The 22,983-nt window shown below is 58.2% G+C and carries 22 protein-coding genes and 1 pseudogene; 12 read left to right on the top strand and 11 right to left on the bottom strand.

All coding sequences use genetic code 11. The features are described 5' to 3' along the window. Window positions 1-55 precede the first annotated feature (55 nt). Complete coding sequence (locus VNZ60_RS05830) at window positions 56-685, top strand: phosphoribosyltransferase (RefSeq protein WP_325657483.1); 630 nt, start codon at window positions 56-58, stop codon at window positions 683-685. Between the two features lie 21 nt (window positions 686-706). Here VNZ60_RS05830 and shiA read toward each other — a convergent pair whose 3' ends face one another. The 6 genes from shiA to VNZ60_RS05800 form a co-directional block, all read right to left on the bottom strand. After that, window positions 707-2,068: a shikimate transporter gene (shiA, locus tag VNZ60_RS05825; protein ID WP_325657482.1), complete on the bottom strand. Its 1,362-nt coding sequence runs from the start codon at window positions 2,066-2,068 to the stop codon at window positions 707-709. A 45-nt stretch (window positions 2,069-2,113) separates the two neighbouring features. Continuing rightward, entirely contained in the window at window positions 2,114-3,487 is a 1,374-nt protein-coding gene (locus VNZ60_RS05820; RefSeq protein WP_325657481.1) for an MFS transporter, read from the bottom strand. A 90-nt stretch (window positions 3,488-3,577) separates the two neighbouring features. Further along, on the bottom strand, window positions 3,578-4,708 hold the full coding sequence (locus VNZ60_RS05815) for a porin (RefSeq protein WP_325657480.1): 1,131 nt from the start codon (window positions 4,706-4,708) through the stop codon (window positions 3,578-3,580). A 102-nt stretch (window positions 4,709-4,810) separates the two neighbouring features. Next, window positions 4,811-5,698 (bottom strand): sugar phosphate isomerase/epimerase family protein, encoded by an 888-nt coding sequence (locus tag VNZ60_RS05810; protein ID WP_325657479.1) that lies wholly within the window; start codon window positions 5,696-5,698, stop codon window positions 4,811-4,813. Next, window positions 5,695-6,543 (bottom strand): shikimate dehydrogenase family protein, encoded by an 849-nt coding sequence (locus VNZ60_RS05805; RefSeq protein ID WP_325657478.1) that lies wholly within the window; start codon window positions 6,541-6,543, stop codon window positions 5,695-5,697. Before VNZ60_RS05805 ends, VNZ60_RS05810 begins: the two co-directional genes overlap by 4 nt. Further along, a complete protein-coding gene (locus VNZ60_RS05800; RefSeq protein WP_325657477.1) occupies window positions 6,536-7,420 on the bottom strand; it encodes a 4-hydroxyphenylpyruvate dioxygenase in 885 nt (294 codons plus the stop codon). Before VNZ60_RS05800 ends, VNZ60_RS05805 begins: the two co-directional genes overlap by 8 nt. Window positions 7,421-7,551: 131 nt before the next feature. On the opposite strand from VNZ60_RS05800, the gene VNZ60_RS05795 reads away from it, so the two are divergent. Further along, window positions 7,552-8,334, top strand: coding sequence for an IclR family transcriptional regulator domain-containing protein (locus tag VNZ60_RS05795; RefSeq protein ID WP_325657476.1), 783 nt, complete (start codon window positions 7,552-7,554; stop codon window positions 8,332-8,334). A 199-nt stretch (window positions 8,335-8,533) separates the two neighbouring features. On the opposite strand, the gene VNZ60_RS05790 is transcribed toward VNZ60_RS05795, so the two are convergent. Then, the gene (locus VNZ60_RS05790) at window positions 8,534-9,361 is read right to left on the bottom strand and encodes an IclR family transcriptional regulator domain-containing protein (protein WP_325657475.1); all 828 of its coding nucleotides are present in this window, start codon (window positions 9,359-9,361) and stop codon (window positions 8,534-8,536) included. Between the two features lie 230 nt (window positions 9,362-9,591). Between VNZ60_RS05790 and pcaH the strand changes: the two genes are divergently transcribed. From pcaH to VNZ60_RS05760, 6 genes are all read left to right on the top strand, one after another. Continuing rightward, window positions 9,592-10,284 (top strand): protocatechuate 3,4-dioxygenase subunit beta, encoded by a 693-nt coding sequence (pcaH, locus tag VNZ60_RS05785; RefSeq protein WP_325657474.1) that lies wholly within the window; start codon window positions 9,592-9,594, stop codon window positions 10,282-10,284. 18 nt (window positions 10,285-10,302) lie between these two features. After that, complete coding sequence (locus VNZ60_RS05780) at window positions 10,303-10,821, top strand: peptidase associated/transthyretin-like domain-containing protein (protein WP_325657473.1); 519 nt, start codon at window positions 10,303-10,305, stop codon at window positions 10,819-10,821. Between the two features lie 32 nt (window positions 10,822-10,853). Then, complete coding sequence (pcaB, locus tag VNZ60_RS05775) at window positions 10,854-12,245, top strand: 3-carboxy-cis,cis-muconate cycloisomerase (protein ID WP_325657472.1); 1,392 nt, start codon at window positions 10,854-10,856, stop codon at window positions 12,243-12,245. An 85-nt stretch (window positions 12,246-12,330) separates the two neighbouring features. After that, window positions 12,331-13,593 (top strand): bifunctional 4-carboxymuconolactone decarboxylase/3-oxoadipate enol-lactonase PcaCD, encoded by a 1,263-nt coding sequence (gene pcaCD, locus VNZ60_RS05770; RefSeq protein WP_325657471.1) that lies wholly within the window; start codon window positions 12,331-12,333, stop codon window positions 13,591-13,593. A gap of 179 nt (window positions 13,594-13,772) precedes the next feature. Beyond that, window positions 13,773-14,531, top strand: coding sequence for a COG4705 family protein (locus VNZ60_RS05765; protein ID WP_325657470.1), 759 nt, complete (start codon window positions 13,773-13,775; stop codon window positions 14,529-14,531). Between the two features lie 196 nt (window positions 14,532-14,727). Next, window positions 14,728-15,165, top strand: coding sequence for a YXWGXW repeat-containing protein (locus VNZ60_RS05760; protein ID WP_325657469.1), 438 nt, complete (start codon window positions 14,728-14,730; stop codon window positions 15,163-15,165). A 288-nt stretch (window positions 15,166-15,453) separates the two neighbouring features. Here the strand turns inward: VNZ60_RS05760 and VNZ60_RS05755 are convergent, their stop codons facing one another. After that, window positions 15,454-15,879, bottom strand: coding sequence for a GNAT family N-acetyltransferase (locus VNZ60_RS05755; RefSeq protein WP_325657468.1), 426 nt, complete (start codon window positions 15,877-15,879; stop codon window positions 15,454-15,456). Between the two features lie 183 nt (window positions 15,880-16,062). Between VNZ60_RS05755 and VNZ60_RS05750 the strand changes: the two genes are divergently transcribed. Continuing rightward, entirely contained in the window at window positions 16,063-17,046 is a 984-nt protein-coding gene (locus VNZ60_RS05750; RefSeq protein ID WP_325657467.1) for a proline dehydrogenase family protein, read from the top strand. A 416-nt stretch (window positions 17,047-17,462) separates the two neighbouring features. Here the strand turns inward: VNZ60_RS05750 and VNZ60_RS05745 are convergent. From VNZ60_RS05745 to VNZ60_RS05735, 3 genes and pseudogenes are all read right to left on the bottom strand, one after another. After that, window positions 17,463-17,612: pseudogene (locus VNZ60_RS05745) on the bottom strand (transposase); the annotation flags it as partial. A 74-nt stretch (window positions 17,613-17,686) separates the two neighbouring features. Beyond that, the gene (locus VNZ60_RS05740) at window positions 17,687-18,085 is read right to left on the bottom strand and encodes a hypothetical protein (protein ID WP_325657466.1); all 399 of its coding nucleotides are present in this window, start codon (window positions 18,083-18,085) and stop codon (window positions 17,687-17,689) included. A 430-nt stretch (window positions 18,086-18,515) separates the two neighbouring features. Next, window positions 18,516-19,082: a hypothetical protein gene (locus VNZ60_RS05735; RefSeq protein ID WP_325657465.1), complete on the bottom strand. Its 567-nt coding sequence runs from the start codon at window positions 19,080-19,082 to the stop codon at window positions 18,516-18,518. 713 nt (window positions 19,083-19,795) lie between these two features. Between VNZ60_RS05735 and VNZ60_RS05730 the strand changes: the two genes are divergently transcribed. The 3 genes from VNZ60_RS05730 to VNZ60_RS05720 all read left to right on the top strand — a co-directional run bounded on the left by VNZ60_RS05730 (window position 19,796) and on the right by VNZ60_RS05720 (window position 22,942). After that, complete coding sequence (locus VNZ60_RS05730; protein ID WP_325657464.1) at window positions 19,796-21,073, top strand: IscS subfamily cysteine desulfurase; 1,278 nt, start codon at window positions 19,796-19,798, stop codon at window positions 21,071-21,073. A gap of 116 nt (window positions 21,074-21,189) precedes the next feature. Next, window positions 21,190-21,798 (top strand): TetR/AcrR family transcriptional regulator, encoded by a 609-nt coding sequence (locus tag VNZ60_RS05725; RefSeq protein WP_325657463.1) that lies wholly within the window; start codon window positions 21,190-21,192, stop codon window positions 21,796-21,798. 238 nt (window positions 21,799-22,036) lie between these two features. Continuing rightward, window positions 22,037-22,942: an alpha/beta hydrolase gene (locus tag VNZ60_RS05720; protein ID WP_325657462.1), complete on the top strand. Its 906-nt coding sequence runs from the start codon at window positions 22,037-22,039 to the stop codon at window positions 22,940-22,942. Window positions 22,943-22,983 lie beyond the last annotated feature (41 nt).

Raw genomic sequence — 22,983 nt, 5'->3', positions numbered from 1 at the left:
GAGCATCAAGATGGAAAAGCCGCATATCTTTGCAAATCGAGCAGAAGCAGCGGAAATGCTGGCTTTTCATCTGCTTGAATACAAGGGGCGCCTGCCATTGATACTTGCCATTCCGCGTGGCGCGGTACCCATGGGAAAAATACTGGCCGATCTGCTGCTTGGAGATCTGGATATCGTACTGGTGCATAAGCTCAGCGCGCCCTTCAATCGAGAACGCGCGATCGGCGCCATCGACGAAACCGGCTGGACTTATATCGGCCCGTTTCCTGAAGAATTCGCCGAAGAGTTTGGCGAGACAGAAAGCTATCTGGAAGAAGAAAGATCGCAGCAACTGCAGGCGCTGACGGAGCGCCGCAAACTATACACACCGCTCAAGCAGGCAATCGACCCGCGCGGCCGGATTGCCATCATTGTTGACGACGGCGTGGCAACCGGCGCGACAATGATTGCCGCATTGCACGCCGTCCGCGAAAAACAGCCTGCCGAGCTGGTCTGCGCGGTGCCGGTGGCGTCGGCCGAGAGTCTCGAATACATCCGGCCGTTGGCCGACAAGGTGTGTTGCCTGCGTGCCTCGACAAATTTTTTCGCAGTCCAGCAATTCTATCGAGACTATCCGCAGGTCGAAGATGAAGAGGTGATCAGGCTGCTTTCCCGGAATCGCGACGGTGAAGAATCGGGCAGCTAGGCTTGGCACCTGACCCGGAACTCAGGTCGCCGGCTTGGAAGCTGTCGGCTGCACGTGAGACGGTGCGTTGCCCGGTTGCGCCGTTGACTGCCCCATCCTCATGCGCGAGGAAACAATCACCGACAGCAAACAACCGCCCGCCAGATAAGCCGCTACCGCATGCCATGTGCCGTCGACGCCAAGCAAGGCGGTCGCGATAAACGGCGTGAAGCCGCCGCAGATCACGCTGGCGAACTGATAACCGACGCCGGCGCCGCTGTATCGGTATTCCGCGCCGAAAAATTCAGTGAACAAGGGCTGCTGCACGCTGACCACCATATCGTGAGCAATATTCGCCAGCAGCACGGAAAAGATCACGATCCAGGCTACTGAACGGGCTTCCATGGCGAGGAAAAACGGCACCGCCGAAAGCAAGCCGATCATTGCGCCGGTCACGTACACGAGCTTCAAGCCGATACGGTCGGCCAGCATCGCGAAAGCAGGAATCGTCACGCAGCTCACCGCGCCGACCAACAAGCTGATGTTCAGGAACAGATCGCGTGACATGCCAAGGTTTTTAGTCGAATAGGCCAAGGCAAAGGCGGTGACGATATACATCGTGAACATTTCCGCCATGCGCAGTGCAATGATCAGCAAGAAACTCTCAGGATGATTGCGCAAGGCCGCCAGCACCGGGATTTTCACCTTATGCTCGCCATGCATGCCGACCTTTTCGACAAATTCCTGCGACTCTTCCATGGTTGAACGAATCCACGCCGCGACCAACACCAGTACGATGCTGATCAGAAAAGGAAGCCGCCAGCCCCACGCCATGAAGGCGTCGTTGCCCAGCGTATGCGTGAGAATCGAGACAATCCCGGTTGCCAGCACCAGGCCGACGCCGTAACCCACCTGCACGCCGCTGCTGTAGAACGCCTTCTTCCCCTCTGGCGCGCTTTCAACCGCCATCAACGCCGCGCCGCCCCACTCGCCGCCCACCGCAAAACCTTGCAAGGCGCGCAGCACGACCAGCGCCAGCGGTGCATACCAGCCGATGCTGGCGTAGGTGGGCAACAGGCCGATCAAGGCGGTGGAAACGCCCATCAGCATCACGGTGATCACCAGCATGCGCTTTCTGCCGAGCCGGTCGCCGAAATGGCCGAACACGATGCCGCCCAGCGGCCGGAACAGAAAACCAACGCCGAAGGTGGCAAAGGCGGCCAGCGTACCTATGGTCGGGCTGACACTGGGAAAGAACTGGCTGTTGAATACCAGGGCGGCGGTGATGCCGTAAAGCAGGAAATCATACCAATCGACGACCGCACCGACGAAGCTGCCAATCGCCGCCTTGCGGGCGCGGCGGCCGGCAATGTTTTTTTCCGTTGCAAGAATTTTTGACTTCATTATTGTCTCCAGATGATGCATGCGCGCTGCTGGCTGCGTTGCTTGTTATTTCCCCAATTCCTGCATAGGTGTGCGACAGGTTTCGCGCGCAGTCGCGGCGGAAATGGCGGAGATGATAGCAGTGGCGCTGACGAATACCGCCACCGGCATCCAGCCATCCGCGCCCGGCTTCAGGATCGCCGCACTGATGGTCGGCGCGAAACCGCCCAGCGCAAAGCCGATCTGGGTGCCGATGGCCATGCCGGACAGGCGCACCCGGGTATCGAACATTTCGCCGTACAGCGATGGCCAGACGCCGTTGGCTGCGCTATACACAACGCCGGACAACAGCAGCCCCAGAACAAAGATGAGTGAAATATTGGCCTGGCTGATGCTCCACAAATATGGCCAGATCAGAGCGGCGCAGGCCAGCGCGCCAAAGATGAATACCGGTTTGCGGCCGATACGGTCCGCCAATGCAGCGAAAGCAGGAATCGCCGCCAGCGCCACCACATTCGCCAGAATCAATACTGTCAGCATGGTGGCCTGTGGAATGTGCATGGTGTTGACGGCATATGACAGCGTAAACACGCTGAAGATAGTGCTCACCACCGAGATCTGGGCGCAAAAGATAACCCGCGCCAGGTTCTTCTTGTGGTCGCGCAGCAGCACCATGAGCGGCAGCTTGTTTTGCTTGTGCGATTTTTCCTGCGACTTTTCCTGCGATTTTTCCTGTTCGAAGGCAGGAGTCTCAGGCAAGGTGCGGCGGACCCAGATCCCTACCAGCACCACAACCGCACTCAGGAAAAATGGAATGCGCCAGCCCCAAGCCAGCAACTGCTCTTCAGGCAATGCTGAAATCGGCAGGAAAACCAGAGTGGCCAGGATCAGGCCGGCCTGGGTACCGCTCAGGGTGAAGCTGGTAAAAAAGGCGCGCCGATGCGGCGGCGCATGCTCCAGCGTCATCGAATTGGCGCCGGCCTGCTCGCCTGCCGCCGACACCCCTTGCAGCATGCGCAGGATCACCAGCATGATCGGAGCGCTGATGCCGACCTGGCCGTAGGTCGGCAGCAAGCCGACCATGAAAGTAGAGACGCCCATCAGCAACAAGGTGAAAGTAAGCACTTTTTTGCGGCCGTATCTGTCGCCGATATGGCCCAGCAGCACCGCACCGATCGGCCGTGTCACATAACCGACGCCGAAGGTGGCGAAAGCCGCTACGGTAGCCGCAACCGGGTCGAACGAAGGAAAAAATATCTTGCCGAACACCAGCGCTGCCGCGGTGCCGTAAATAAAAAAATCGTAATACTCGACCGCGCTGCCGATCCAGCTGGCCAGCGCTGCCTTGCGCGGCGAACGGGTGGCGCCTTGCGCTGCGGCGTTGGCCGTGCTGGATGCGCCAGATCGCGGAATTTGTTTTGATACTGTAGATGTAGACATAACGTCCTCGATGATCTATAGGTGGTTTTCTTCACGAAGAGAACGGATTCTCCACATGATAGCGTTGAACATCGCGCTCAGACAGCGCGCTTAAAACCGATGCAGGATGCCGGCTTGCAAGCCGATCAGACTCTTCCCATTGATGTCTGCTCCGGCCAGATTGGCAGTGGGACCGGCGGAACCGCTGAAACGGAAACCGGCGTTGGCGTCGTTCTTCATGTAATTGGCGAAACCGTAGAGCGTGGTGCGCTTGGACAAATCGTAGTAAGTCCCGAGGTTGCCGCCTTGCGCTCCCGAATCACGGTGCGAAGTGTCCTTCATCACGCCATACAAGGCGCCGATCCGCCATTGCGGAGTGAGGCGATAGTCGGCCGATATCTGATAAATGTTGTACATCCGCAGCACATCCGGATTGCTGCCAGCAAAGGCGTTGCCGGGGATGCTGACGTTGCTGAGGATGGCGGTGGCGTTGTTGCCGCTGGCGTTGCTGGTCACGTTGTTGCTGCGCACGTAGGCGAAATAAAGCTTGCCCTGGCCGTAGTCGTAATCCGCATACAGGTTGTGATAAACCACTCGTTCTGCATATAGCGCCTTCGCCGCCGGTTTCGCCCACAGCCCGGCGTAGCCAGCGCGATACGGCCCCTGGCTGTAATCCAGCCCGAGTTGATAGACGCCGCGCGCGCCCAAGTCCTCGCCCGCGGTTTCAGTCAGCGCGTAGTGCGCATCAAGCTGAAAGCCGGCCAGACGCGGCGACTTGTAGGAGAGATCATTGTCATAGCGCGACGGCACGCCAAAGGTATTGATGAGCGAACCGTATGTGGTCCGTTCAGTGTAATCGATAGCGCCGCCGATGAAGAACGGGATGCTGTTCTGGCGTCCGATACGGAACTCACCCGCCGGCGTATTCATGCCGACCCATGCCTGGCGGTCGAACAGGCGGCTGGAATCCGCAGCGCCGCCGGTATTCGCGTTCAAGCCTTGCTCCAGCGTGAATTTGGTTTGATAGCCGCCACCCAGTTCTTCGACGCCGCGCAAGCCGAGGCGGCTGCGCAAGATGGCGCCGTCGTTGAGGCCTGTGACGCTGGTTCCGCTGCTACTGTGGATGTAGCCGAGGTACTGGTCTATGTTGCCGTAGAGGGTAACGCTGGGCTCGGCATACGCCGAAGCGGAATAAGCGGAACAAGCGGCGAGGCTGCAGGCAGCGACGAGTTTCATCTTCATGTTGTCTCCATTTGGTTTGTTTTTATGTGGTTTTCTGCGTTATTTTTTGTTCGCAGTTATTATTTTTTGTACGGCTTTTTCTGTATGGTCTACTACGGTCGCTTAAGCCATCGTCGGATGCCCCGCACTAGGCTGGCGCACCTGCAGGCTGCGCCGCAGCACCTGATCGGTAACCCATTTGGCGGCGCGATGCGCGCGGCGGGCCACGATCTCGGGCGACAGCTGCAAATAATCGTCATTGAAAACTTCGAAACTGTAATCGCCGCGATAACCGCCGCGATCCAGCCGCCGCAACAATGCCGACAACTCCTTCGAATGCGCGCCCTCGCCCGGAAATACGCGCAGATGACGCGCCGTTTCCAGCCGCTCTTCGGCACTGCGGATATCGCGCCACATGAAATCGGACAGCTGCACCATAGCGATCTTGTCGCTTGGGATATCTTGCAAACCATCCAGATCGGCCTGATTCGCCAGCATGTGGAAGGAATCCAGCACCACTCCCAGGTTGGAGTGATCGGCCAGTTCTACCGCTTCCCACGACTGCTGGTACTGATTGACATGGCGGCCCCAGGACAACGCTTCGTAACCGATGCGCACCCCAAGCGGCACCGCCAGGGTCGCCAGTTTGGCCAGGTGGCGCGCGATCAAAGGTAGCTCGCCGCTGGCGTGGCTGGAGGTGCTGGAACAGACCATCAGCAACGGTGCGCCTACCGCCTGGCATACCTGCAGCAGGTTCTTGGCGATGTCGAGTTTGTATTCGTGCAAAGCGCCTGACAACCCCTCGAAATCGCGCATCACCTGGATCCCGGTCACACGCACCCCGCTCGCCTTGACCAGACGCACTGCCTGCTCCAGGCCGCCCGGATAGCCGGCCAGATCCTTGGCCCACAACATGATCTGTGAAAATCCGGCGGCCTTGGAGGCATTCAGTTTTGACTCCAGCGGCCCGGCCAAGGTGATGCTATCCATGCCGAAATTGCTCAGGTTCATATCGCCTCCAACACGCGAAACGCATCCGACGATACGCCCGGCCAGCCGAACAGTTCGAGGTACAGCGGCGCTTGTTCGATCATCATCTCGCGCCCCTTCTGGATGCGGCAGCCGTGGCGCTGCGCCTCCACCAGCAAGCGGGTCATTTCAATCTTCATGCCGCAATCGGCGACGATGCAGGACGGCGCAATACCGTTCAGGTCTAGCGGCAGCGGATCGTCCGGGCTCATGCCAAGCGGGGTCGAATTGACGATCAGGTCATAACCCTCGGCAAACGGCGTCCCGATCACTACTTCAGTGCTGCTGAACATTTTCTGCAGGCGCTGGCGCAGCGCCTCAGCCTGCTCGCGGCGCGTATCGTAAATGGCGACATGGCGAATGCCGCGGGCCGCCAGCGCCGCCGCCACCGCGCAGCCGACACCACCGCTGCCGACCACCAAGGCTCTGGCGCGCGCCCAGTCGAACGGCGCGTCGCCGCAGGTGCGGTCGAAGGCCCGCACAAAACCTTCGCCATCGATCAGGTCGCCGATCAGGGTCTGGCCGTCCTGGCTCTTGTAGATGGCGTTGCAGGCGCCCGCCAGCACGGCGCGCGCAGTCGGCTGGTCTACCGCCTCCACGCTCATCGGCTTGTGCGGGATCGAGACCAGAATGCCGCCGACGTTTTCCATCGCCATCAGCATCCGCACCGACGCAATGTAAGCGGCCGGGGGAATCTTGAGCGGAATGACGCGGGCGTCGATGTCATGCTGCTTGAAATAGGCGTTAAACAAGGTTGGCGCCTTGACTTGTTCGACCGGCCAGCCGATGACCGGGAAAATGCGGGTGCTGCCGGAAATCTCACGCATGTGGCTGCTCCTGCTGACTGACTACCAGCTCGAAACTGATGCCGCTTTTATAAAGTTGGGTCAATGCGCCCTTTTCGCTGGCTTGCGCCGGTTCGCGGTCGATGAAGACGATGCCTCTTTGTTTCAGCTGCCGCACCGCCTCCAGCACATCAGGCGCGCCGATGCCGACCCGCACCAGTTGTTCATCCCATTGCAGGCCGGCGGCGCCCTCGGGCGGCTCCACCAGTTGCAGGTAAAAACGATGGCACGGGCTTTCCAGCAAGACCCCTTTCGGCAAAACGCCAAAATAGCGGCCTTGCGGCAGCGGCCGGAAATCCATCAGTTGCTGGTAAAAATCGATCCATTCGGGCGAGCGGTCGCGGCCGATGGTTTGCACCACGCCAAAAAAATGCATGCCTGCCAGCGCCGGCGGATTGGCTGGCGCGTTCAGGATCGGCTTGAAATCGACGTCGTAGATGGAAAAATCGCGGAAGCGATCGACGAAATACAGGATCGAATCGCCGGCCCCGTGTACTCCTGGAATATTCAACTCCATCACACCGGCGCGGGTCTGGATCGCCCAGGCGCCCATCTCGATTGCATGGCGGTAGGCGGCGTCGGCGTCGCGCACCCGCAACGCAATCGCGCTGATGACTGTCGCTTGCGGCTCGCCGTCGGCTTGCGGCAGCGAAGACGGGTCGGCATTGACGATCACATTCATCGTGCCCTGGCGGTACAAAGTCACTTCCCGCGAACGATGACGGGCGGTCGGCACAAATCCCATCTGCTCCAGCAAGGCCCCCAGCGCCAAGGGCTGGGCGCTGGCGTATTCGATAAATTCAATGCCGTCGATGCCGAGCGGATTATTCGGTTCCGGATTGTGTTCTTGCGCAGTCATGCTGATCCTTGGCTGAAATGGTCAGGCCAAGTATAGGAATGGCGTATCGAGAAAAATAGCCCGAAAAATGTGCAATACTGCGCTAATCGCGCAAAGCGAGCGATTAGCGCGCATTTTTGGAGTTATTTGACATGAAAAAACCTGAGTTGCTGGAAGTGGAAGTCGCCAAGCGCGATCTGATCGACGGCTTGATCAAGGGCATCGATGTGATTACCGCCTTCAACGACGATACGGTGCGCCTGACGGCCAGCGAGCTGGCGCAAAAAGTGGCGCTCAGCCGCAGCGCGGCGCGCCGTTATTTGCTGACCTTGGTGCATATCGGCCTGGCGGCCACCGACGGCCGCAGTTTCTGGCTGACGCCCAAGGTGCTTAACCTGGGGCGCTCCTACCTGGATTCGGCGCGGCTGCCACGCGCCATAGTGCCCTTCCTGCAACGGCTGACCTTGCAGCTGCAGGAATCGACCAATTATTCCGTGCTGGAAGGAGACGATGTGGTGTATGTCAGCCGCGTCAACGCGCCGCGCCTGCTGACCACCGGCTTCGAACCCGGCACCCGCTTGCCGGCCTACACCTCGACCGCTGGCCGGGTGCTGCTATCAGCCCTGCCGGACGCCGAGTTGCGCGCCTATCTGGAGCGGATCGACCTGATCGCCTACACCCATCTGACCGTCACCGACAAGGAGCAACTGTTGCGCGAACTGATCGCCATCCGCGAAGACGGTTTCGGCGTTACCGAAAACCAGTATGAAATCGGCTTGCGCGGCATCTCCGTGCCGATCAAGAGCCGCCGTGGCGCCCTGATCGGCGCCTTGAGCGTGTCGATGATGATCTCCAGCTGCTCAAAAGCCGAAGCGACTGCGCGCTGCCTGCCGGCGCTGCAGGCAACGGCGAATACTTTGATGATGTGGGTTTGATCTTGCCCGGTTGCGCTTAACCAACGCAGCTAACTGGGGTCAGAGTGAACTTTCTGCGCGCCTTTTGCAGAAACTTCACTCTGACCCCACTTAGCGAGCCACGGAGTAGCTGCCTTAGCGTTAAAAAGAAAAGAACTGCGCAGTGCTCTCTGTCTTTCTCCGCCCCTAGATGACTCTTGCCGGGGCGATGAACTGCCTCTTACAACAGCGCCGTCAACTCAACCTGCACTTTCAGCAACGCCGGCAGGCAGCGTTCGACGATATCTTCCACCGCCATGCGCGCCGCATGCACGCTGACATTCACCGCGGCCACCGTTTCTCCCCGAAAATTCTTGAGCGGAACGGCAATCGTGCGCAATCCCAGCTCAAGTTCCTGATCAACCACCGCATAACCTTGCGCCCGGGTCCGGGTAATTTCCAGCAATAGCCGCTCTTTGTTGACGATGGTATGGGCGGTGATCGGCTCAAGCTGCAACCGGGCCAGAAATCCTTCGATCTGCGCTTGCGGCAGGCTGGCCAGCAAGACGCGGCCGTTAGCCGTGCAAAACGCCGGCACCCTGGTCCCCGGTTGCAGTGTCGCCGACACCAGGCGGCCGGCGCTGACAGCGGCTACGCAAACCAGTTCATCGTGATCCAGCACGCCGGCCGAGGCCGCCTCTTCCAATGAATAAGCCAGGCGATACAGTAAAGGCTGGACTATCCGCGGCAGCCGCGCTGAATGCAGATACGACTGCCCCAGGCGCAGCACCTTGGGCGTCAACGAAAACACTTTGTTCTCGTGTCGCACGTAGCCCAGATGCGTCAGAGTAATCAGATAGCGCCGGGCCGCCGCCCGCGTCAGGCCGGCGCGTTGCGCCACCTCGCTGATGGTCAGTCGGGAGCGCTCCTGGTCAAAGGCCTCGATCACTTGCAAGCCCTTTTCCAGTCCGGCTATCAGGTCGCGCTTTAATGGCCCCGGGCCTTCGTCCTCCGGCGCGGAACTTGATGACGCGTCCGGCCGCGTATCAGACAAAGAATCTTCAATCATAAAATCTCCATATGGGCGAATATCGCACAATGTGGGCGTTATGCGGTTACAACAGCATGTTATCACCTTGATGACGCAATATCGATCACTTATGATTAATGCCATCAAGAGAGAAAATCTAGCATATGCGCGATATTCGCACAAATACACACAAATCCATAGCTTCCCACGCCGCTTAAACAGATAGCCGCTAGCGACCTGCCGGCCACCCAAACCAAAGGAGAATTTACGTGAGATTCGAGTCCCCGGAAGCCGGGGTTTACCCTTCCCTGATTTACCCACCCTACGTCTCCACCGTGAAACGCGGCCCGACCCAAGAGCCGCTGCGGATTCGCGCCACCGAACCGGTCCAAACCAATATCACGGCTTCGCCGCGCTTGATTCTGCCGCACGATACCGACCTTACCAAGCATGGCCAGAGCGAACCCTTGGGCGAAAAAATCGTCATCACCGGCCGCGTGCTGGATGAAGACGGCAAGCCGGTGCGCAACTCCTTGCTGGAAGTATGGCAATGCAACTCCGCCGGCCGCTACTGGCACAAGCGCGATCAACACGACGCGCCGCTGGATCCGAATTTCTACGGCTTCGGCAAGATGCTGACCGACGACGATGGCCGCTACCGCTTTGTCACCATCAAGCCCGGCCCTTATCCCTGGGGCAATCACCACAAGGCCTGGCGGCCGGCGCATATCCACTTCTCCTTGTTTGGCAGCGTCTATGCGCAGCGCCTGGTGACGCAAATGTATTTCCCCAGCGATCCCTTGTTCGAGTTCGATCCTATCTTCCAAAGCATTCCCGATGCGGCCGCACGCCAGCGGCTGATCGCGCGCTTCAGCCTGGAGCAAACCGTCGACGACAAGATGCTCGGTTACGAGTTCGATATTGTCTTGCGTGGCCGTGACGCCACGCCCATGGGTCTTTAATCAAAACGAAAACACAAAATGGCTTCCAATATCACTACTACACAAACCGTCGGTCCTTTCCCGCATGAAGCCTGGCAATGGGCCGTCGACGCCAGCGCCAAACTGGAAAGCAGCGCGTCCGTCATTACCATCAGCGGCGTGATCCGCGATGGCGACGGCAAGCCAATCAACGACGCCTGGGTTGAAGTCTGGATGCCGGACGCGGTGGCGGCCGAGGCAGCACAAGCGATACCCGGCTTTCGCCGCATCCCGAGCGACGACGATGGCGCTTTCCAGATCCAGGTATCGCTGCCGCATCCTGCCAGCAGCGGCAAGCCTGTGCTGTTTGCCACCATCTTTGCGCGTGGCCTGATAAAACATCAGTTCACCGCCGTTTTCCTGGAAGACGACAGCGGCCTGGCGCAATCCGATATCCTCAACCAGGTGCCGTCCGACAGACGCCATACTTTGATCGCACGTAAACAGGGTAAGGCCCAATACCACTGGGATATCTGGATGCAAAGCGACAAAGAAACGGTATTTTTCGACTACATTTGATACCTGCCTGCCCTTAGCCGAACGGAGCCCCCGTGAGCGTTTCAATTTTTGACAGTTTTCTCAGCACTCCCGAGATGATCGCCGTATTCGACGATACGGCCGTGGTGCAAGCCATGTTTCGTTTCGAAGAGAGCCTGGCGCGGGCCCAGGCGGCCGAAGGCGTGATCCCGGAAAGCGCAGCCCGCGCCATCGCCGGCGTCTGCAATGCGCAGCTCTACGATATTCCGGCGCTGGTGCACGCCAGCCGCCGCGCCGGCAGCCTGGCAATTCCACTCGTCAAGGAATTGACCAAGACGGTCGCCCTGTTCAATCAGGAATCGGCCAGCTATGTGCATTGGGGCAGCACCAGCCAGGACGTGATCGACACCGGCATGGTGCTGGTCACGCGCGAAGCGCTGCAGCTGCTCGATCAAGGTTTGCAAACGCTGATCGAAAGCCTGCTGGAATTGGCCGGGCAACATCTGGCGACACCGATACTGGCGCGCACCCTGATGCAGCCGGCCCAGGTCACCAGCTTCGGCTTCAAGCTGGTCGGCTGGGCCGCGCCACTAGTAAGGGCCCGCCTGCAATTGCGCGAGACTGCACAGCGCGCGCTGCAATTGCAACTCGGCGGTGCGGTCGGCACGCTGGCGGTGATGGGCGCAAAAGGCGGCGCGGTAGCGGAACGCATGGCAGAGGATCTGGGATTAGCCGTGGCCGAAGCCGCCTGGCATACCCAACGCGATGAATGGGTACGGCTGGGGCTGGAAGTCGCGGTACTCAGCGGCAGCCTGGGCAAGATCGCAACCGATCTCAGCCTGCTGGCGCAAGGCGAAATAGCCGAACTGGCGGAGCCGTCCGGCAACGGCCGCGGCGGTTCGTCGGCGATGCCGCACAAACGCAATCCGGTATCGGCCATGATCGCACTGGCGGCGGCTACCCGCACACCGCAAGGCGCGGCGGCGCTACTGGCGAGCATGGGCCAGCAACATGAACGCGGGCTGGGCAACTGGCAAGCCGAACTGGCGGCATGGCCGGGCTTGTTTCTCAGCGCCCACGGCGCACTAAGCGCCTTAGCCGACGCGATGGCGGGACTGCAGGTCGATAGCGCGCGCATGCTGCGCAATATCGATGCCTTGCAGGGATTGGTATTTGCGGAAGCAGTATCGATTTACCTCGCTGGCGCCATCGGCCGGCCGCAGGCGCATAGCCTGATGGAGCAATTGACACAGCAGGCAGTTGCCGAAGGCAGGCAACTGGCCGAAGTGGTGGCCGATGCAGTCCAGACAGATCCCCGCTTGCGCGACAAGGTTAAGCTGCAGGCCTTAAAAACATTGTTCGACCCGGTCGCGGCGACAGCGCCGGCCGCAGCCCTGGCGCGCCGGCAACTGCGGCTTTTACAAGCCAGGATGAGCGCCATGCAGCCGCCTTCCATGCTGGCCTGAAAAGGGTGCATGACGGCGCTGCAAGACGGCTTTACCACCGGGCTTTGCCACCATTGATACGAAAATATAAGCAGGTAAATAAACCATGAGCTACGATCCCATCGATCATGACTTCGAACGCGGTATGCAGAATCGCCGGCAGATACTCGGCGACGACTGGGTCCACCGTTCGGTTGCCAACGCCACCGGCTTCAACGCCGAGTTCCAGAACCTGATTACGCGCTTCGCCTGGAATGAAATCTGGGGCCGCCCGGGCCTCGAACCAAAGACCCGGCGCGTGATTGTGCTGGCCATCACCGTGGCGCTGGGCCGCTGGGAAGAATTCGAACTGCATGTGCGGGCGGCGCTGCTAGGCGACGATGCAAGCCGTCTGACCCCGGATGAATTAAAGGAAGTGCTGATGCAAGCGGCGATCTATGCCGGCGTACCCGCGGCCAACACCGCGTTCACCCATGCGCAACAGATCCTGCGCGAGGTCGGCGCGCAGATCGGCTACGCCTTGGAACCGTCAGCGCCCGCCGCTGCGGTCCATCCCGGCATCGGCCGTGAAGCCGCCACAAGCAGCAAACCCGCCCTGCATTACAGCGTGCGCGCACCGCGTAACGGCAAAGCGCCGCGCCATACGATTGTGCTGAGCCACGCCCTAGGTTGCGACCTGACCATGTGGGATAGCCTGGCCAACCTGCTGGCGGCCGATTGCCGCGTGATCAGCTACGACCATCGCGGCCATGGCAGCTCCGATGCGCCCGAGGGTTTATATAGCATTGCCGAGATGGCCGACGATGCGGCGCGGCTGCTGCGTGAACTGGATTCAGGCCCGGTAGTATGGATCGGCCTGTCGATGGGCGGCATGGTCGGCCAGGAACTGGCGCTGCGCCATCCGTCGCTGCTGGCCGCGCTGGTACTTGCCAACACTACCTCAGATTACCCGCAAGCAGCGCGCGAAATGTGGCAGCAGCGGATAGCGACGGTAAGCAGCCAAGGGATCGAGGCGATTGCCGATGCGGTCATGGGGCGTTATTTCCACGATCGTTTCCGCACCGAACACAGCGCCACCGTGGCCCGCTTCCGGCAACGCGTGGTCAGCACCGGCGCCGATGGCTATATCGGTTGCTGCCACGCGGTTGGCAGCATGGACACTACTGCCCGCCTGCCGCAGATAGCCGTGCCGACGCTGGTGATTGCGGGAGAACTGGATCAGGGCACGCCACTGGCCATGTCGCAAACGCTGGCCGAGCAAATTCCACAGGCCAGCCTGACAGTGTTGAAAGATGCATCACATCTGAGCGCAACCGAACAGCCACAGGCGTTCGCCCTGGCCGTTACGCAATTCATACAGGGTTTGTGACGCGGGTATACAGGCATCCCCATTAGGCACATTACGCCCACCAGAATATTGATTTTTCGTCAATCCGTATCGCCCGCCCCACGGACGATACGGCAAATCCCTAGCTATGGCTGAGCTAAGTCTCGGCATCCAGACTGTCGGTTGCGATTCATTCCAATCTTGGCAAAAAGGGAACTTACATGAATTCAACTACCGCACACCGCTTGAGCAAGGTTCCAGAAGTGACTTTGATCTTCTGGATCATCAAAATAGCCGCCACCACATTGGGCGAAACCGGCGGCGACGCCGTCTCCATGTCGATGAACCTGGGTTATCTGCTGGCGACGGCGATTTTCGCTGCCGTCTTTCTGGTTGCCGTATGCGCCCAGATCAAAGCCAAGCACTTTCACCCGACACTCTACTGGGCAACCATCATAGCCACCACCACCGTCGGCACCACCCTGGCCGATTTTGCCGATCGCTCTCTGGGCATCGGTTATGCCGGCGGCAGTACGCTGCTGCTGGTCTTGTTGCTGGGCTCGTTAGCGGTTTGGTACCGCTCGCTCGGCACCATAGCGGTCGATAGCGTCAACTCCCCCAAGGCTGAAATGTTCTATTGGGTGACCATCATGTTTTCCCAAACCCTGGGCACTGCGCTGGGCGATTGGACTGCCGACACCGCCGGCCTTGGGTATACCGGCGCGGCGCTGCTTTTCGGCGCCATGCTGGCGCTATTGGTTGTGGCCTATTACCGCAGCAACATCTCCCGCACCTTGCTGTTTTGGGCAGCCTTCATTCTTACCCGCCCGCTTGGCGCCGTGGTAGGTGATTTTCTTGACAAGCCGCTCACGGCCGGCGGCCTGGCCCTGAGCCGCTATTCCGCCTCGGCAGCGCTGTTTGCTTTCATCCTGACTTGCCTATTGTTTTTCCGCCAAAGAGCGGCAAAGAAAGCGCATTGATGACGCCGGCCAGCCGCAAGCTAAGCAGGCTGGCCGTCAACTGCTTCTTGACACCCTGCACACACTCTCCAGACACCTTAGCTAACAATATTTAACACATGTAAAACCACGGATTCAAGTGTAATTTATTGCATCATTGTTTGGTTTCGAAACAATATTGGATATAGTTCAGTAACCAAACAAAGCGGGAGAAAACATGAAACGCATCCTCTGCGCGGCAGCCCTGATCGCAATCAGTGCCGCTGCCTTTATGCCCGGCCAGGCCATGGCCCAAATCGGCGTCAACATCACCATCGGCACCCCGCCGCCACCGCCAAGATATGAAGTCGTGCCGCCGCCGCGAGTTGGCTACGTCTGGGCGCCGGGCTACTGGAACTGGGATGGCGGCCGCCATGTATGGGCTGGCGGTCATTGGGAGCCCGCACGCAGCGGCTATCTATACGATCGCCCGGAATGGCGCCAGGGAAGCAATGGCTGGGAACTGTATCGCGGCGGCTGGCATCGTGGCCACGACCGTGACGATGACAGGCGCGATGAGCGCCGTTATGACGACCGGCATGACAATGACCGGCGTGACGACGACGGCGGCCGCTATCATTGCCCGCCGGGACAGGCTAAAAAGGGTAATTGCTAAGATAAAGCAGCGCCGGCCTGATCCAGCACTTTGCACCGGATCAGGCTGGAATAGTTACCGCCGCAGCCCTCTGCCAAATCGGCAACTGAGTAGTCGAAAGAACCTGCTTGAGCGCCATGAACCTGCGAATCTGCCGCACGGCCGACAAGTACAGCAATTCGCGGGATTCGCGACCTATCCACCACTCACTGAGTCTTCACGCTTACCGTCGGACGCGCATTGTGTTCGACACAGTCCGAAATACTCCGACGCCGCATGGCGGCGACATCGGAACTGCTAGCCGCTGGCTTATGTCTCGTTGACCAAACCAGCCTTAAGCGCCAGTTCCTGATCTTTGAAAATAGCCATCGCCGTGCTCATGCGCTTGAATCCCAGTTTTTTGTAAAAACCTTCCTTGCCCGGCACCGCGTACAGAATGATTTTCTTGTGGCCGGCCGACAGGTCTCTCAGTTTGGTGATGATGGCCTTGCCCAAGCCCTGCCCCTGCCAATCGGGACGTATCGCGACATCGCAAATGTAGGAACAATCGATGCCGTCCGCCAGTGCCCGGCCGACGCCGACCAGGGCGCCGTCATCAAATACAAAGCATTTGTACAGGCTATTGGAAAAGGCGATTTTCAAATCGTCCGGGTGCTTGTCGCCCAGCGGCGCTATCTTGTAAAGATTGGACAGTGCGGCCCAGTCGATGTTTTGCTGTTCGAAAACCCAGTTCATTTGTATTCCTCCAGATCGGCTAGCGTGTCAGGCAATCCCTGCGGCTAGCCATTTTATGTGAGAAAAATTAGCAGTAGGACAGAAAATTACTGGTTTTGCCAGTGCTTATCGCTTGTTTAAAATGAGCTCGCGTTGCCACCGCCACCCTGCTTTTGTAAATTTTCATATAAAGAGATATTAGCCATGCACAATCAAAAACCGCCCGCGTTTCCACCGGAATGGCAAGCACTGGTTGACCAGGCCGCCAATGCGCTGCGTGAGCTGGCGCTGAACGAAGATGCCAAGGCCAGCTTCTGCAACGATCCTCTGCTGCGGCCGTTCATGCATCGCGTCGCCCGGCGCTATGTAGCGGGCCAGACCACGCAAGATGTATTAGAACGCATCAGCCAGATCAATGCGCGTGGCCATGCTGCATCGGCGGAATACATGGGCGAGAGCTGCCGCGATGAGGCCCGGGCCAATGCGGAAACCGAAGTCTTTCTGGCGCTGCTGAAGGCAATCGATGGCAAGGGGCTGACATGTTCAGTCTCGCTCGATCTGTCTCACATCGGTTCTGTGATCGATCCTGAGTTGGGGTTTCTGAACGCCAGGAAAATCGCCTGCGCTGCTGCCGCCATCGGCCGCGAAGTCATGATTTCAATGGAGGGCTCAGAGCGTGCCGATAATATCTATGCGACCTACGCCCGCCTGCACGCCGATGCCGAGCTGGCGAATGTCGGTATCACGCTTCCCGCCAGGCTGCACCGCAGCGCGCATGACTTGCCAAAACTGATGGCGTATCCAGGCCGGATCCGTTTGGTGAAAGGCGCTTTTCTTGAGCCTGAGCAGATTGCCTACAGCCGCAACAGCCCCGAACTGGCGGCCAGCTATCGGCGCTACGCTGCTCAATTGCTGGGCAGCGGCCACAAATGTTCGATTGCAACGCATGACCGCGCCATCCAGGAAGAGCTGACAGATTTAATCACCCGCCAAGGCTTGCTGGGACAGCAGCACTACGAGTTTGAATCGCTGATCGGCCTCGGCACGGAGCAAATAGATGGCTTGCAGAAGCGCGGTTTTCCGACGCGGGAATACGCTGTCTATGGCGAGGAATATTTTCTTTACGTTCTCAACCGAATCGCGGAAGAGCCGGTGCGGCTGTATCAGGCTCTCCTTGATATCGTGTGATTTCGTCGGCGTGATCCAAATTCACGGCGCCGAACGGTAGCGCAACTCGACGCCAGATACGCGTTCGGCAGCAACATGCATCATCAGGCTTTGATTAACTGTTTGATTTTTGAACGATTTTGTATACGTTCTTTTAGGGAAGCGCTGATCAATTCGCTTTTTTAAACAGGGATCGGCCACCGAGCGGACGAACAAGGAGCGCAGCAAGAATTGTCGATTTTTGGAGTCGAACGATGGCCTTTTCAGCCGATTGGATGCAATGCTTCAAGCCTTTCGGCGATCAGGACGCACTTCGGGTTTGGCCGTGAATGTGCCGCTATTGTCTCAGGCCGGCGAGCAGCTGGGAACAGCGTCAATTGATCAGCGCTTCCCTAGTGAGCATGAGCTGTGATATTGATGGGAGATTTTTCTTCATAAATCGATGGGTAGTTCTGATCCCATTTGACCTCGAATTCAGCAAGCATCAGTTCGACTTCTTCGACAGTTGCAGCGGCGTAAACGCGCTTCAGATCGGAGGCAACTTCCTTCCGTACTTTCCAGGGAACGAAATTCAGACTGTTGCGCACTGGCGCGCACTGCCTAGGCGGTCCTGATCAAAGGTAAGGCCTTTGATCAGTCTAACCACTTATGCTCTTTCATATTACTTTGGGGTTACAACAAAACCTTGAGAACTGTCACCTCCAATTATCACGGCATTTTGAAGGGTCCTATTAAGGAATACATTTGGAGAGCCGTTAATAGTGATCGGGAAGCCTCCAATATTCGGACCACCTTGAGTAAAGCTAGCTGCGTTACTTACACTTGCCTCCATCAAAAAAATATCCCCTGGGGAAGGGTTAGGAGGGCAGCAAAGATATTTTTTATTGTCGACGCTGCCCGGCGAATTCAGCTGCAACGTCACATTCTGAAAATTGTCCTTCGTAACGGGATTATTTGTATCCCATTTTGAAGGGGTTGTGCTAAACAATACTTTGCCAGTTGTGTCAACCGACAGATACAACGAGGGGACTCCGGCATATTGGATCGTAACAGTGGTCATGAAATTCTCCTGAATGATGTAAGTAGCACTACTGAAATGATAGACATCGTCTCTTAAGGCGGTGGCGTTAAATGTTCGCTTCATCCTTCGAGATCGGGTAAGTCCGATGAATCCCCCCTCAAGAGTTGGTGCCTCCTCGAACCCCCGGGCCGTTCACCCTCGTGAATTGAGCCGCCGTTAAGGACATTCTTGATGGTCGTATACGATCAAGGCGGAGCCAAAATATTGCCTGCTCAGGATGCAGGATATCGAAAACAGATTCGCAAGCCGGACCGGCAGTACGCAATCATTAATCCTCGGCCCTGCATCCTGATTTGAGCATCTTATGGAACATCTCGATTTTCCAGCGCATGGCGTTGCAGTCGAAATTCTCGATCACCTGTACCCGTCATCAAATCGATAATGCCCTTCAGCGCCCGTGCTTGCTGCATCAGCTCAGCGTGAACATACCGGACCCGCCGCCGTAGAATTGCCCGTTGATGTTCGCGGCGTATTGCGATGGGTGGACCAAAACGGCCAGTACGCGGGTCCCCTCTAGGAGGGTCAGAGTGATCGAGCCGGGGCTAATCGACAATTCCAGCAACAGCTGAACGCCGATCAGGTTCTCCGCATCAGGGACCATTCCCTGCAAGTAGACATTGGAAATGTCCACATTGGTCCCCGTACCCGTGGCCTGGCCGACGAACCGTACCGGCGTACCTTGCGCGGGCGCATTCGGTCCGATGTCGGCTGGTGTGGCGGAGATATATACGGTTTCGGTACTAGGCCCGCAGCCGCAACCACAGCCTTCGAAGGAGAAGTAACCGCAGATGTTCTGCTGGCATCCGCAACCACACAAGGATTGCTTCTGCACGCTCTGATCGAAGGCCGCTTTCAGGGACGGCTTCTTACTGATCAGCGTTTGCCGGTTCTTTATTGCATCATCATAAGCCGCCCGCGATTGCTTATTGAGCTCATTGACCAGCTCGGGCTTTATATCTTGAAGGGATAAGTTCATTTCTAAGGTCCTTTAGATTTATGCAGCATAAACCTGAAGGCATTGCGCCTCACTCGACCGGCGGGTGATTTGCGTTTGCGGCGCGATGTCTTCAGACTGAACTATGAATTGCCGGCCAAGTGCGGTATCTCCATGCCTAAACTGATTCACCAGGGTGCGTCGCTTCGCTGCTTAGCGCGCTCGAAAATCGCTTTCTTGAGTACCCTAGGCTGATTTTCCCAGATCATAGTCAAGCGAAAATAAATAGACAACGAGTAATCTTTACAGTACCCACCCTCGATTTTTTGTGTTAACCGCCAGATCATCACTCACTCTAAAAAGTCTTTTCGAAACGTTCGAGTGCTTGTGGAACAACACAAGTTAGTCTTCGAACCGTTTGAACCGCCGTGCTGCAATTGAACTTGTTTTGCACCATGCGCAGCCAGACAGTCCAGTGCCTTCACCATGTCTGAAATCCTGTTGCCAAACGGGACGAAATATCGGGCTAGGCCTGTCGCCTTTGCCTCGCGTTGCTCGTTTGCGCGCCGAACCAAAACAGCACTTATGCAGGATTGCAGCAGCTACAGAAAATCTCCCCAGGCTCAGCATCAGCCGATTGGCCCAGGCTAAAATGGCTGCCATCTAAAAACGTATATTGAAATTTAATAACATTCGTTTTCCAAATAACAATTTCACCGTAAACTGGCGTCAATCCTATTTTTAAATCAACCATCATGACCGCCATCAGTCCCTGTACGACCGAAGTCCCTAACCATCACGCGACCAGCCAGACCGGCGCCGCCGCACAAGCACCTCGGCTTCCCGCGCAACTCCCCCCATCACTCCCCATCTATCTCGACTACGCAGCCACCACACCGGTCGATCCTGCGGTAGCCGCCAAGATGTGCGAATACCTGACGGAGAAATTCGGCAATCCGGCCAGCAGCTCGCACGCGTTTGGCTGGGACGCTCGGGCGGCGGTGGAAAAGGCGCGCAAACAGGTAGCCACGCTGGTCGGTGCGAAAACCGCTGAAATCGTCTGGACCTCCGGCGCCACCGAATCCAACAACCTGGCGTTGAAGGGCGCCGCCCATGTCCTGCGGGAGAGTGGTCGCGGGCGTCACCTGGTCACGCTGAGCACGGAACACAAGGCAGTGCTCGATACCATGCGCACGCTGCAGCGCGAAGGCTTCGAAGTGACTTATCTGCAACCGCTGCCGAACGGCTTGATCGACCTGGATGGCTTCAAGGCTGCGCTGCGCCCGGATACCATCATGGCCTCGGTGATGATGGTGAACAATGAAATCGGTGTGATCCAGCCGATCGCGCAATTGGGGGAAATTTGCGCCGAGCGGGATATTGTGTTTCATGTCGATGCAGCGCAAGCGGCAGGCAAGATTGCGATCGATCTGGGCACGCTGAAAGTTAATCTGATGTCATTCAGCGCGCATAAGATTTACGGCCCCAAGGGGATAGGCGCGCTGTTCGTCCGGCACGACCCCAAACTCAAGCTGGAGGCGCAGATCGACGGCGGCGGCCATGAAAATGGCATGCGCTCCGGCACCCTGGCGACGCATCAGATCGTTGGCATGGGCGCAGCCTTCAGCCTGGCGGCGCAATCGCTGGAGAGTGAAGGCGAGCGCATACGCGGCTTGCGCGACCGCTTGTGGCAGGGATTGAGCGACTGTCCCGGCGTGGTTCTCAATGGCGATGAGCAACAGCGGGTTCCGCATAATCTGAATCTCAGCTTCGATCTCGATAGTAAGTTGCCGATCGCAGCCGGATTGACGGATATAGCGGTATCGGCCGGTTCCGCCTGCAATTCGGCCAATGCCGCACCGTCCTATGTGTTGGCTAGTCTGGGGCGTTCCGATGCGTTGGCGCGCAGCGCGATCCGTTTTTCGCTGGGACGCTACACCACCGTCGAGGAAATCGACTATACCGTCGCCACTTTGCGCCAGTTGCTGCTGGCGCAGGCGCCGACGCAGCAAGACTCTTATCTGGTTGACTAGAGCGACGCCGGGCCTGAGCCTCAGGCCTGTTTTTTTGACAATGGCGCATACCTTGCATATGAAACTTCGAAAAAAACACCTAACACATTTCGCACGGCAGTGCTAAACTGCTCCACATGGATACCCACACCGAAAAAAGCGAGCTCACCCTGGCGGCCATTGTCGATACGGCCTTGGATATGGTCGCTGCCCAAGGCCTGGAGAGTTTGTCTCTGGGTGAAGTCGCAAAACGGCTGGGGATCAGCAAGAGTGGCGTATTCTCGCGTGTCGGTTCGCGTGAAGCCTTGCATGAGGCGGTGATGAATGAGTTCGACCGCCGCTTTACCGCCGACGTATTTACCCCTGCAATGGCGCAAGCGCGTGGCCTGCCGCGCCTCAACGCGCTGGTGATGAACTGGATATATCGCGCCTGCAATGTCACCGGCTGCATTTATGTAGCCGGTGCTTTCGAATACGACGATGTCGACAGCCCCATGCGTGAGCGGCTGCAACAGAATGTGTTGCGCTGGCGCGCGGTGCTGCGTCGCGCCATCGTCCAGGCGTTGGAGGCCGGTCATTTACGGCCCGACACCGATCCCGAGCAATTGGTATTCGAAATCTACAGCCTGATGGTCGGGCTGATGCACGATGCGCGTTTTTTGCGCGATCCCAAGGCGCAAGATAGAGTGCGCAACGCCTATGAGCGCCTGACCTCGACCTATCGCAGCTTCAACTACCACGGATAAAACCCTGCAATAAAGCTCTGCCGTACGACATATTCGATTTTTAACGCGCACATTTCGCACGATAGTGCGATTTTGGAGGTTTCCATGCCAATCATTCTCGGACTCATCATTTTCGCGGTCGCCGCCGGCCTGGCGGTATGGCGCTTGATCTGGCTGACGGGGCAGACTGTCCCCGCTTGCAACGACGACTTCATTTTCTTTTGATCGAACGCCCCCCCCTGCCAAAGGATTTTTTTTCATGGATAGTTACCCCGGTTCAAGCAAACAGCTCAGCGCCAATACCTCTGCCAGCAAAAAGGCTTCAGCCAAGCCCGTGTTCAAGTTGCTGCGAGCCTGCTTGCGCCTGTCGCAAAGCGTCGCCCCAGGCTGGAGCGCCAGAATCGCTGCCGGCGTGTTCTGCACGCCGCTGCCCAGCAAGCTGGCCTCGCGCCGATTGACAGCGCCGGCCAATGTGCGGATTGAGAATCTCTCTTTTGAACGCGCTTCGATCACTCTTTATCATTGGCCGGCGCCGGAAAATGCGCCGCAGGTGTTAATCAGCCACGGCTGGGCTGGCTGGGGTTTGCAAATGACGGCCTTGGCCGACGCCTTGAGTAGCGCCGGCTGGGCTGTGGTGCTGATCGATCAGCCGGCGCATGGACGCAGCGCCGCCTGGAGCAGCACGCTGCCGCAGTTTGTGCGCGCGTTGGCTTATGCGGCTGCGCGCCTGGGCCGGGTGCAGGCGATGATTGGACACTCCATGGGCGGCGCTGCCGCATATATCGCAGCGGCAAACGGACTCGCGCTAGACCGGCTGGTATTGATTTCCGCACCGGTTTCCATGTTGCAGGCGACCCGTGACTATGCCCTCGCCTTCGGCCTGCGCGACAGCATCCGCAACGCTATGGTGTCCTATCTGGAGGCGCGCGAAGGCATGATTTTCGAACGCATGGGCGCCAACCATGTGGCGCCGCGAATAGCTGTGCCCGCATTGGTAGTACACGATAGCGACGACAGCATAGTGCCGTTCGCTGCAGCACAGATACTGATGGAGAAACTACCCGATGCGCAGCTGTATAGAACCCGCAACCTGGGACATGGCCGCTTGTTGAAGGATCCGAGTGTGATAGCAACGGTGACACAGTTCCTCGGGCCGAAAAACTAGAGGCGCTTAGTGGTGGTAGCGGCGGCTCTGTGACGCTTGCA

It is taken from the genome of Collimonas sp. (assembly GCF_035566375.1).
Lineage (GTDB): Bacteria > Pseudomonadota > Gammaproteobacteria > Burkholderiales > Burkholderiaceae_D > Collimonas.
This window is presented reverse-complemented; position numbering and strand designations above follow the sequence as displayed.